Source organism: Streptomyces sp. NPDC025638 (assembly GCF_055558775.1).
Map to the genome: position 1 here is coordinate 587,174 of NZ_JBVHLX010000005.1, position 11,262 is coordinate 598,435.

Annotated in this window: 11 protein-coding genes; 4 read left to right on the plus strand and 7 right to left on the minus strand. The window is 70.1% G+C overall.

From position 1 onward, the window contains the following. Window positions 1-9: 9 nt before the first annotated feature. From ACZ4EG_RS16795 to ACZ4EG_RS16810, 4 genes are all read right to left on the minus strand, one after another. Entirely contained in the window at window positions 10-1,386 is a 1,377-nt protein-coding gene (locus ACZ4EG_RS16795) for a CoA transferase (protein ID WP_467791095.1), read from the minus strand. 22 nt (window positions 1,387-1,408) lie between these two features. Beyond that, a complete protein-coding gene (locus ACZ4EG_RS16800; RefSeq protein ID WP_467791096.1) occupies window positions 1,409-1,936 on the minus strand; it encodes a hypothetical protein in 528 nt (175 codons plus the stop codon). 98 nt (window positions 1,937-2,034) lie between these two features. Then, complete coding sequence (locus ACZ4EG_RS16805) at window positions 2,035-3,552, minus strand: S8 family peptidase (RefSeq protein WP_467791097.1); 1,518 nt, start codon at window positions 3,550-3,552, stop codon at window positions 2,035-2,037. A gap of 66 nt (window positions 3,553-3,618) precedes the next feature. Beyond that, window positions 3,619-5,145 (minus strand): S8 family peptidase, encoded by a 1,527-nt coding sequence (locus tag ACZ4EG_RS16810; protein WP_467791098.1) that lies wholly within the window; start codon window positions 5,143-5,145, stop codon window positions 3,619-3,621. A gap of 248 nt (window positions 5,146-5,393) precedes the next feature. Here ACZ4EG_RS16810 and ACZ4EG_RS16815 point away from each other — a divergent pair, with 248 nt between their 5' ends. The 3 genes from ACZ4EG_RS16815 (at window position 5,394) to moaA (ending at window position 8,517) form a co-directional block, all read left to right on the plus strand. Beyond that, the gene (locus ACZ4EG_RS16815; RefSeq protein WP_467791099.1) at window positions 5,394-5,750 is read left to right on the plus strand and encodes a DUF485 domain-containing protein; all 357 of its coding nucleotides are present in this window, start codon (window positions 5,394-5,396) and stop codon (window positions 5,748-5,750) included. Continuing rightward, the gene (locus ACZ4EG_RS16820) at window positions 5,747-7,372 is read left to right on the plus strand and encodes a solute symporter family protein (RefSeq protein WP_467791100.1); all 1,626 of its coding nucleotides are present in this window, start codon (window positions 5,747-5,749) and stop codon (window positions 7,370-7,372) included. The genes ACZ4EG_RS16815 and ACZ4EG_RS16820 overlap by 4 nt, the downstream gene beginning before the upstream one ends. Before the next feature lie 155 nt (window positions 7,373-7,527). Then, window positions 7,528-8,517, plus strand: a complete 990-nt coding sequence (gene moaA / locus ACZ4EG_RS16825) for a GTP 3',8-cyclase MoaA (protein ID WP_467791127.1) — start codon at window positions 7,528-7,530, stop codon at window positions 8,515-8,517. Window positions 8,518-8,523: 6 nt separating this feature from the next. Here moaA and ACZ4EG_RS16830 read toward each other — a convergent pair whose 3' ends face one another. Both ACZ4EG_RS16830 and ACZ4EG_RS16835 read right to left on the minus strand, forming a co-directional pair. Further along, window positions 8,524-8,736 carry a hypothetical protein gene (locus ACZ4EG_RS16830; protein WP_390711290.1) on the minus strand — a complete coding sequence of 71 codons (213 nt, stop codon included), beginning with the start codon at window positions 8,734-8,736 and terminating at the stop codon, window positions 8,524-8,526. Between the two features lie 242 nt (window positions 8,737-8,978). Beyond that, window positions 8,979-9,377, minus strand: coding sequence for a DUF3099 domain-containing protein (locus ACZ4EG_RS16835; protein WP_467791101.1), 399 nt, complete (start codon window positions 9,375-9,377; stop codon window positions 8,979-8,981). Between the two features lie 260 nt (window positions 9,378-9,637). Between ACZ4EG_RS16835 and ACZ4EG_RS16840 the strand changes: the two genes are divergently transcribed. Then, complete coding sequence (locus tag ACZ4EG_RS16840; RefSeq protein WP_316762323.1) at window positions 9,638-9,919, plus strand: GlsB/YeaQ/YmgE family stress response membrane protein; 282 nt, start codon at window positions 9,638-9,640, stop codon at window positions 9,917-9,919. A gap of 66 nt (window positions 9,920-9,985) precedes the next feature. Here the strand turns inward: ACZ4EG_RS16840 and tyrS are convergent, their stop codons facing one another. Next, the gene (gene tyrS, locus ACZ4EG_RS16845) at window positions 9,986-11,254 is read right to left on the minus strand and encodes a tyrosine--tRNA ligase (protein ID WP_467791102.1); all 1,269 of its coding nucleotides are present in this window, start codon (window positions 11,252-11,254) and stop codon (window positions 9,986-9,988) included. Window positions 11,255-11,262: the final 8 nt, after the last annotated feature.

An 11,262-nucleotide genomic window follows, 5' to 3' on the forward strand; every position in this document is an offset into this window, starting at 1 on the left:
CCCCTGCGCTCAGAACCACCGGGGCGCGTCCGACCCCCAGGCTCCCGGCGGACGCGCCCAGTCGGCCGGTCCGCCGGCGAAGGACACCGGTGGCGGGGCGTACCGCAGCCGTCCCAGCGCGCTGTCCCGTTCGGCGAGGCGGGGGTGTGTCGCGTCGTGGGCGGTGTCGCCCGCCGGGCCGTGCTCGATCCCGTGCGTCAGCCAGGCCCCGGTCCGGGCCAGCGCCAGCCGCACGAACCGGCTGCCGCCGTCGTACGACTGCTCCGTCAGCGCCCGCAGCACCGCGGCCGCCAGCAGATAGCCCGTGCCGTGGTCCAGGGCCTGCGCGGGCAGGGCGCCGGGCTCTCCGGCCGCCCCCTCGATCGCGGCGATGCCGGTCGCGACCTGCACCAGGCTGTCGAAGCCCCGCCGCCCGCCCCACGGCCCGTACGCGCCCCACGCCGACACCTGCGCCACGACCAGCCCGGGCCGCCGCTCGGCGAGCGCCTCCGGGGACAGCCCGAAGCGGTCCAGGGAGCCCGGCCGGTAACCGGTGACCACGACGTCCGCCTCGGCCAGCAGATCCTCGAAGACCGCGCGCTCGGTGGCGAGGTCCAGCGTCGCCGAACGCTTCCCGATGTCCGTGTCCGCGTGCAGGTCGGGGAGTTCGGGCAGCCGTGGGGCGTCCACGCGCAGCACGTCCGCGCCGAGCAGGGCGAGTGTGCGGGTGGCGACCGGGCCCGCGAGGACCCGGGTCAGGTCCAGCACCCGCAGTCCGGCGGCCGGCAGCAGGGGAGTGCCCTCGACCGGCGCGAGCACGCGCGCGGGTGCTGGGTCCAGCCGCTCGCGTTCCACCAGAGGCCGCCGCACGAGCGCGGCGGACTGCTCGTGTGCGGCCCACTCCTCGGGCGTGCGCAGGGCGACGGCGAGGCCGCCCGCGCGGTACACCGTCTCCTCCACCTCCAGGGCGGACCGCTCAGCGAGCCGTGCGGCGACGTCCTCCACCGGGGCCGGGGCGTCCTGCGGCAATCCCAGCGCGCCCAGCAGCCGTGCCCGGTGGTGCGGATAGTTGGCGTGGGTGCGCACCCAGCCGTCCGCGGTCCGCCAGAACCGCGACAGCGGCGCGAAGACGACCGGCGCCCGCCCGTCCACCTGCAGCAGCCGCTCACTGTGGAAGGCGGCCGCGACTGCCGCGTCGTCGACCCGGACCTCCGGTATTTCGGCGTGCCCGGCCCGCCGCGCGCCCAGCTCGGCGGCGGCCAGCGCGCAGGCGCCCACACAGGAACGCGCCAACTCCCTGACGGGCAGCCTCGCTTCGAGCGCGCCCCGGCGTACGACGGTCGACACACGCGAGAGCAGAGCGGGATCGCCTCCCACCGCGTCCCAAGAGAACTTGATTTCTGTCATGACTGCACTATGCAGTATTGATTCAATCAACCTTGGTGGCGGCGGTCCACCACAGGCGCACCTCCTTGCCGACATCGGTGGGGCGCAGCTCCCAGCCTTGGGCAAGGGCGACTTCGGCGACGTAGCGGCCGCCCGCACCGCGGTAGTCGCGCAGCGGTATCGCACACTCGACCGGCGGTCGGGGCTTCTTCGGCACGACCGGCCTCGACGCCCGCCGGGTCCAGTCGGCGACCCTCTTGTCGACCCGCGCCCGGTAGTGGCCGGTGTCGCCCTCATGCCGCAGCTCCGGCCAGGTCACGCACCAGGAGGGCAGTCTCGTCGTCCGGTCCAGCACCCGGTCCGTGAACCTGTCGAACCACCGCTCGGAGTCGCTGAACGCGGCGATCACCTCGGCCACCAGCCCCACGGCGAAGAGGAAGGCCCACGACGCGGGGGCAAGCAGACACGGCACGGGCAGGTACGCGACCGTGGCCAGGAAGCGGAGCACCAACTGTCCCCGGGGCCGGACCGGTTCGGGTCTCCAGGTCGCGGGATCTTCATACTCGAGCATGACAAAGATCCTGCCGCACAAGACGCCCGGGCCGGGCGGTCGTGCCGCCCGGCCCGGGTCATCCGCACACAGGCTCTACCTGGTCACCCGCACAGGCTCTACTTGGTCACCGCGGCGAGCGCGTCCGCCGTGCCCCAGCCGTAGAAGCCGTTGTAGTTCTTCACGCCCTCGCACACCGCGTCGACCTTGCCGTCGCCGTTGATGTCGTACGGGTCCGTGCAGGGCGTGGCGTCCGCCTCGGCGTACAGCAGCGCCTTCACCAGCGCCGCCGGGGCATGCGGATGGGTTGACTTGATCAATGCGGCCACACCCACGACATGCGGGGTCGCCATCGACGTACCCGCCATGTAGCCCCACCTGCCGCCCGGCAGCGGGCCCAGGATCAGACCGCTGGTCGCCGGGGGTTCCGGCTTCTGGTAGGCCGTCGAGTCACCGCCGGGCGCGGCGATGTCGATGACCCCGAGGCCGTAGTTGGAGAACGACGACTTGATGCCCTTGGCGCCGGTCGCCGCGACCGTGACGACACCCGGCAGCTGGGTCGGTATGTCGTAGCACTTGTGCGGGTCGATCACCCGGTCCGACGGGGTGCCGTCGTTCGGCGAGACCGGGTCGGTGATCGAGTCGGACGCGAGGTCGTAGCTCTCGTTGCCCGCCGCCGCGACGTTGACCGTGCCCTTCTTCTCCGCATAGCGGGAGGCCCGGGTGATGGCGTCGACGAGCGCCTTCTGGTCCGGGTCGTCCTTGCAGTTGAAGTACCACGGGTCGGTGTAATAGCTGTTGTTGGTCACGTCCACGCCGTGGTCGGCCGCCCACATGAAGCCGCAGACCACGGCCTCCGTGTAGAAGTAGCCGGCGGTCGTGGACACCTTGATGCCGGCGACCTTGACGCCGGGCGCGACACCGGTGATACCGACGCCGTTCTTGGCACCCGCGATCTCGCCCGCCACATGCGTGCCGTGCGGGCTCTCCGCCGCGCTGGGCCGCCAGGAGCCGTCGGTCGTGTCCGGCTTGCCCGACACGCAGTTGGCGGAGGCGTCCCGGTCGAAGTTGGGCGCGATGTCGGGGTGCGTGTCGTCGACGCCGGTGTCGATGACGGCGACGGTGACGTCCCGGCTGCCGAGGGTCTTCTCGTGTGCCTTGTCAGCCTTGATGGCGGGCAGGTCCCACTGCAGCGGCTCCAACGGGTCCTGCCCGTCGGCCGCCTGCGCGTGCGCGACCTCCTCGGCGCTCAGCACCTTCGGGGTGCCGACGTCGGTGGTCGACTGCGCGGGCAGCGGCGCGTTGCGTGTGGCACCGGCCGAGTCGACCCCGCGCACCGTGCGGACGGTCTTGGCGAAGTCCGGGTTCGCCGAGTGGACGACGATCACGCCGATCCGGTCGTACGAGATCACGACCGTGCCGCCGGCCTCGGCGATGGCCTTCTTCACATGCGCGGAAGCGCCGTGCCCGGGACTGACGTTGACGACATAGCTGAGCGAGGGCGCGTCATCGGCCACCGCCGTCGTGGCGTCGGCCGCGGACGCCGTGACGTTCGGCAGGAACGCAAGGGCCGTCGCCATGGCCATCCCGACCGGGATCGCCATGGCACGGCGGTAGCGCGACTGGGGCGCTGTCATGTGTCTGTGTCTCCAGTTCGTTCGCGGTACGAGTGGTGCCGTGCGGGAAGTCCTTCGAGCCGGGCCCTACTTGACCGCGCGCAGCGCGTTGACCACGCCGAACCCGTAGAAGCCGTTGACGCGCTCGCCGCCGACGCAGGTGGCGTCCACGACCCCGTCGCCGTCACCGTCGTACGGGTCGGTCGGGCAGCCCGGGTTGTCCGCCTCCGCCTTGAGGAGGGCCTGCAACTGGGCCGGGGAGGCGTGCGGGTGGGTGGACTTCAGCAGCGCGGCCACGGCGGCCACGTGCGGGGAGGCCATCGAGGTGCCCTGGAGGAAGCCGTACTGGTTGTTGGGCAGCGTGGACAGGATCCGGCCGTTCTTCGACGGCGTGTCCGGGATCTGGTACTTGTCGCCGCCCGGTCCCGCGACGTCGACGACTCCCTTGCCGTAGCTGGAGTAGTACGACTTGGTGCCCTTGACGCCCACCGCGCTCACGGTGACCACACCGGGCAGCTGGGTCGGCACGTCGAAGCACTTGTGCGGGTCGACCGTCCGGGTCGCGGCGGTCGAGTCGTCGGGGCTGGAGTCGTCGACGAGGGCGTCCGAGTCGAGGTCGTCGTTGGAGTTGCCCGCCGAGGCGACATTGAGCGTGCCCTTGTGCTGGGCGTACATCTGGGCCCTGTTGACCGCGTCGACGATGGCACGTTGATCGGGGTCGTCCATGCAGTTGTACAGCCACGGGTCAACGTAGTAGCTGTTGTTGGTGATCTCCACGCCGTGGTCGGCGGCGAACACGAAGGCGCAGACGACGCTCTCCGGGTAGAACAGCTGCGTCGAGTCGGGCTGGGCGACGGTGATGCTCGCGACCTTCACCCCGGGGGCGACACCCGCGACGCCGATGCCGTTGCGGGCCGCGGCTATCTCGCCCGCCACATGCGTGCCGTGGTAGTGGTCGGCGTCCACTGGCCGCCAGGCGCCGTACGTCGTGTCGGCCTTGCCGCTCACACAGTTTGCCGACTGGGACGGCGAGAAGTTCGGGGCGATGTCCGGGTGCGTGTCGTCGACACCGGTGTCGATGATGCCGACAGTGACGTTCCTGCTGCCGGGGTTGATCGTGGCCGCCTTGTCGGCGCCTATCGCCCGCAGGTCCCACTGGTCGGCCTCAAGGGGCTCCTCGCCGGCCGTCGAGGTCTGCGCGACCTTTGCGGCCTCCGCCTTCGACAGGACCTGCACCGCGCCTTCGTCGGTCGTCGCCGCGGCGCTCAGTGGCGCGGTACGGGTGGCGCCGGCCGACTGCACCCCGCGCACGGCGCGCATCTGCCTGCCGAAGTCCGGGTTCGCGGAGTGGACGACGATCACGCCGATCCTGTCGTACGTCGCGACGACGGTGCCGCCGTTCGCGGCTATCGCCTTCTGCACCGCCCCGATCGTCCGGTGGTCCGTCCGGGTGTTGACCACGTACGCGAGACGGGGGCCGTCCGCCGCCTGGGACGCCCCGGCCGTCAACGGGGCCGCCGAGGCCGCCGACGGCAGAAAGCCCAGCGAGGCGGTCAGCGACAGCACGACCGGCACGGCGAGAGCGAGCCGGCGTCTGGAGCGCAGATGAGCCATGGGATCTCCACATCATCCTGAAACGAAAACCGCCCGGGCACAGGTGGTGCTCGGGCGGGTACATGACGGGTGGTGCAGGGCGAAGCTATCTCCCTGTCTCATCGGCCAGCAATGACTTGGTCAAGATGAGTTCTGAAAGAACTCATAGGACTTGAACCGGTCCTCGCGTGGCGCCGTGGACCTTCGACAGGGAGCACGAGCACGATCGGACTCCCCCGTCGCACTCACCCGCAGCACGAGGAGAATCCGTGGCCACCGAGACACCGCCCCCCTCGAAAGCGCAAGCCCAACTCCCCTCCAGCGAGGAGTTCGCCGAGGTGCAGCAGAGCGCGGAGTTCGGTGATCTGCGCCGCTCCCACCGCTCCTTCGCCTTCCCGCTGACCGTCGCCTTCATCGCCTGGTACCTGCTGTACGTCCTGCTCTCCAACTACGCGGACGGCTTCATGGGCACCAAGGTGGCCGGCAACATCAACGTGGCCCTGGTCCTGGGCCTCGCCCAGTTCCTCACCACGTTCCTCATCGCCTGGTGGTACGCGCGCCACGCCGCCGCCAAGCTCGACCCCAAGGCAGCGGCCATCAAGTCCCGGATGGAGGGCGGCGCATGAGCATCGCGCAGCAGAGCGTGCTGGCGGCCGGCGAGGCCACTGAGCACCGGCCGCTGATCATCACCCTGTTCGCGGTGTTCGTCGCCGCGACCCTGGTCATCACCGTCTGGGCGGGCCGGCAGACCAAGGACGCCGCCGACTTCTACGCGGGCGGACGGCAGTTCACCGGCTTCCAGAACGGCCTCGCCGTCTCCGGCGACTACATGTCCGCCGCGTCCTTCCTCGGCATCGCGGGCGCGATCGCCCTCTTCGGCTACGACGGCTTCCTGTACTCCATCGGCTTCCTCGTCGCCTGGCTCGTCGCCCTGCTCCTGGTCGCCGAGCCGCTGCGGAACTCGGGCCGCTACACCATGGGCGACGTCCTCGCCTACCGGATGCGCCAGCGCCCCGTCCGTACGGCGGCCGGCACGTCCACCATCGTCGTGTCCATCTTCTATCTGCTGGCCCAGATGGCGGGCGCGGGCGTCCTGGTCTCCCTGCTGCTGGGCATCACCAGCGACGGCGGCAAGATCGGCATCGTCGCCCTGGTCGGCGTGCTGATGATCGTGTACGTGACCATCGGCGGCATGAAGGGCACCACCTGGGTCCAGATGGTCAAGGCCGTGCTGCTGATCGTCGGCGCCATCCTGCTGACCTTCCTGGTCCTGCTGAAGTTTCACTTCAACGTCTCCGATCTGCTCGGCAAGGCGGCCGACAACAGCGGCAAGAGCGCCGCGTTCCTGGAGCCCGGCCTGAAGTACGGCGCGACCGGCACCACCAAGCTGGACTTCCTCTCGCTCGGCATCGCCCTGGTCCTGGGCACCGCGGGTCTGCCGCACATCCTGATTCGCTTCTACACCGTGCCCACCGCCAAGGCCGCCCGTAAGTCGGTCATCTGGGCGATCGGCCTCATCGGCGCCTTCTATCTGATGACCCTCGCCCTCGGCTTCGGCGCGGCGGCGCTGATCAAACCGGACGAGATCATCGCCTCCAACAAGGCGGGCAACACGGCGGCGCCGCTGCTGGCCCTGCATCTGGGCGGGGTGGACTCCAACTGGGGCGCCATCCTGCTCGCCTCCATCTCGGCGGTCGCCTTCGCCACGATCCTCGCGGTCGTCGCGGGCCTGACCCTGGCCTCGTCCTCCTCGTTCGCCCACGACATCTACGCCAATGTCATCAAGAAGGGGCAGGCCAGCGAGAAGCAGGAGGTCAACGCGGCCCGGTACGCCACCGTCGGCATCGGCGCCGTCTCGATCCTGCTCGGCGCCATGGCCCGCGACCTGAACGTGGCCGGCCTGGTCGCCCTGGCCTTCGCGGTCGCCGCCTCCGCCAACCTGCCGACGATCCTCTACAGCCTCTTCTGGAAGAGGTTCACCACGTCCGGCGCCCTGTGGTCGATCTACGGCGGCCTGGTCACCGCCGTCGGACTCGTCCTGTTCTCGCCGGTCGTCTCCGGCAAGCCCACGTCGATGTTCCCGGACGTGGACTTCCACTGGTTCCCGCTGGAGAACCCGGGCATCATCTCGATCCCGGTCGGCTTCCTGCTCGGCGTCGTCGGCACCTTCCTGTCGAAGGAGGCGCCGGACCCCGAGAAGTACGCGGAGCTGGAGGTGCGGTCCCTGACGGGCACCGGGGCACACTGAGCGCACCGCACGCACGGCCGCGTCGAGGGCATCGTAGGGTCCTACGACGCGGCCGTGTCGTGCCTGGGGGTATCGCGCCTCGGCCGGTGTCAGTGGTGTCACGTAGGCTCGCAGGTGATGGAAGACGACCGATGCGGATCCGGGAGGGGGCCCACGTGCTCATCGACACCTACGGCCGAGTGGCCACCGACCTGAGGGTCTCGCTGACCGACCGGTGCAATCTGCGCTGCACCTACTGCATGCCCGAGGAGGGCCTGCAGTGGCTGGCCAAGCCCGACCTGCTCACGGATGACGAGATCGTCCGCCTGATCGACATCGCGGTCCGGACGCTGGGCATCAAGGAGGTCCGCTTCACCGGCGGCGAACCCCTGCTGCGCCCCGGACTGGTCGGCATCGTCGAGCGCGTCGCCGCGCTGGAACCGCGCCCCAAGACGTCCCTCACCACCAACGGCATCGGCCTGAAGCGCACCGCCGGCGCCCTGAAGACGGCGGGCCTGGACCGGGTCAACGTCTCCCTCGACACCCTCCGCCCGGACGTCTTCAAGGCGCTCTCCCGCCGCGACCGCCACAAGGACGTCATCGAGGGCCTGGAGGCCGCCCGCGAGGCGGACCTCACCCCGGTGAAGATCAACACGGTCCTGATGCCGGGCCTGAACGACGACGAGGCCCCGGACCTCCTGGCCTGGGCGATGGAGCACGCCTACGAGCTGCGCTTCATCGAGCAGATGCCCCTGGACGCCCAGCACGGCTGGAAGCGCGAGGGCATGGTGACGGCCTCGGACATCCTGGCCTCCCTGCGCACCCGCTTCGAGCTGACGCCCGAGAGCCAGGGGGAGCGGGGCTCGGCCCCGGCCGAACGCTGGCTGGTCGACGGCGGCCCGTACCGCGTCGGCGTCATCGCCTCCGTCACCCGCCCGTTCTGCGCCGCGTGCGACCGCACCCGACTGACGGCCGACGGCCAGATACGGACGTGCCTGTTCGCCACGGAGGAGACGGACCTGCGCGCGGCCCTGCGCTCCGACGCCCCCGACGAGGAGATCGCCCGCATCTGGCGCCTGGCGATGTGGGGCAAGAAGGCCGGATCCGGCCTGGACGACCCGACGTTCCTCCAGCCGGACCGTCCGATGTCGGCGATCGGGGGCTAGACCGGGCTAGACCGACGATTCCCATTCGGTCAGCAGGACGACGTCCTTCAGGAACCCCCGCATCCCGAGGAACTGCGACAGATGCTCCCGGTGCTCCTCGCAAGCCAGCCATGTCTTGCGGCGGTCCGGGGTGTGGATCTTCGGGTTGTTCCACGCCAGCACCCACACGGCGTCGGTGCGGCAGCCCTTGGCGGAGCAGATCGGGGTCTCGTCACTCACGGCTTCGTCTCACAGGGAATGGCGGAAAAGCGCTGTAGGAAAAGCGCTGTGAAAAAGGCGACGCCGAGCAGCCACGGGGGGAGCTGCCCGGCGTCGGTCCGTCGCTCCGACGGGGGATGCGGAGCGCGTACGCAGTATGTCATGGGTCACCCGTCGCCCGGCACTGGAACTGCATGATTGATCTGAGCTTTTCTTGAGCTTGGTGCGGGGTCGCATTCCGTTTACCCCGCGCCGAGCAGCCGTCACGCCGGATCGGCCCGCTGCTCGTGGACCCCCGGTGCCGGATCGGTCAGCACATCCTCCGGGACGGGTTCCGCCTGCGTGTCCTCGGCCCGGGCAGGGGCGATCATCGGCCGCGTCGGCCCGGCCACAAACGTCGACGGGAGGGACTGCGGCCGTTCCCGGCCCGCGTTGGCGATCACCACGGCGACATAGGGGAGGAGCGCCCCCAGAACCAACGCCACGATCGCGACGTGCCGTTCGACGTTCCAGAGCGTCGCCGCGAGGATCACCGAGATGGTGCGGACCGTCATCGAGATGATGTATCGGCGCTGCCGGCCGCGCACGTCCTCGGCCAGGCCCGTCCGGGCTCCGGTGATCCGGAACACCTGGGCGTTGCCTCCGCCGTGCTGCTTCCGCATCACATTCCACCATCCGCCCGCATCGGACCCTCCCCGGCCCACAGCCATTCCCCGCACGGTCGGGGAACCGGGCCGGGCCGTCATCAACGTTACGCCGCGCCTGCGCAGCCTTCGAGACCGGGTCGCCTCCTGCCTGGGTGAACGTCCTGCGCAGTGCGGCGTACGGCCGTAATCCGTCCGGCCGTACCCGACATGCGCCGTACGGCCGACGGGCCGAGACTGACCGTAGTGCTCACGTCGATCCGTACGAGGAGGCAGCCATGGGCTGGTTGTGGGCGATCATCGTCGGATTCGTGCTGGGCCTGATCGCCAAGGCGATCATCCCCGGCAAGCAGCACAGCCCCCTCTGGCTGGTCACGATCTTCGGCATCCTGGGCGCCGTCGCCGGCAACGCGATCGCCGCGGCGTTCGGCGTCGCGCAGACCCGGGGTATCGACTGGACCCGGCACCTCTTCCAGCTCATCGCCGCGATCATCATCGTCGCCCTCGGCGACATGGCGTACATGGCGCTGTGGGGCAACAAGAAACAGCAGCGGGTCTGACCGCGGACCCGGCCACGGCACACGAAAGGGCGGCTCCCCACTCGGGGAGCCGCCCTTCTCCGTGTCTCAGACGCCCGTGACCTCGACCGCGGCCAGGTTCTTCTTGCCGCGGCGCAGCACCAGCCACCGGCCGTGCAGCAGATCCTCCTTGGCCGGGACCGCGTCCTCGGCGGTGACCTTGGCGTTGTTCACGTAGGCACCGCCCTCCTTGACCGTGCGGCGCGCGGCCGACTTGCTGGCCACCAGGCCGACCTCGGCGAACAGGTCCACGACCGGGCCCAGCTCGGTGACCTGGATGTTCGGCAGCTCGGACAGGGCCGCGGCCAGCGTCTTGGCGTCGAGGTCCGCCAGCTCGCCCTGACCGAACAGGGCCTTGGACGCGGCGACCACGGCGGCCGTCTGGTCGGCACCGTGCACCAGCGTCGTCAGCTCCTCGGCCAGCGCACGCTGCGCGGCCCGCGCCTGCGGACGCTCCTCGGTCAGCTGCTCCAGCTCCTCGATCTCCGTACGGGACTTGAAGCTGAAGATGCGCAGGAACTTCGACACGTCCCGGTCGTCCGTGTTCAGCCAGAACTGGTAGAAGGCGTACGGCGTGGTGAGCTCCGGGTCGAGCCAGACCGTGCCGGACTCCGTCTTGCCGAACTTGGTGCCGTCCGCCTTGGTGATCAGCGGCGTGGCCAGCGCGTGCACCGGGACGTGCGGCTCGACCTTGTGGATCAGGTCGGCGCCCGCCGTGAGGTTGCCCCACTGGTCGCTGCCACCGGTCTGCAGCGTGCAGCCGTACCTCCGGTACAGCTCCAGGAAGTCCATGCCCTGCAGGATCTGGTAGCTGAACTCGGTGTAGCTGATGCCCGCGTCGGAGTGCAGCCGCCGGGAGACGGCCTCCTTCGAGATCATCTTGTTGACCCGGAAGTGCTTGCCGATGTCGCGCAGGAAGTCGATGGCCGACAGCCCCTGGGTCCAGTCCAGGTTGTTGACCATCGTCGCGGCGTTCGGTCCGTCGAAGTCCAGGAACTTCTCGATCTGGCCGCGCAGCCGTGCCACCCAGCCGGCCACCACCTCGGGGTCGTTCAGCGTCCGCTCCGCCGTCGGCTTCGGGTCGCCGATCAGCCCCGTGGCACCGCCGACCAGGCCCAGCGGGCGGTTGCCCGCCCGCTGGATCCGGCGCATCGTCAGGATCTGCACGAGGTTGCCGAGGTGCAGGCTGGGCGCGGTCGGGTCGAAGCCGCAATAGAACGTGACGGGACCGTCCGCGAACGCCTTGCGCAATGCGTCCTCGTCCGTGGAGAGGGCGATCAGCCCCCGCCACTTCAGCTCGTCGACGATGTCCGTCACGGTTCTCG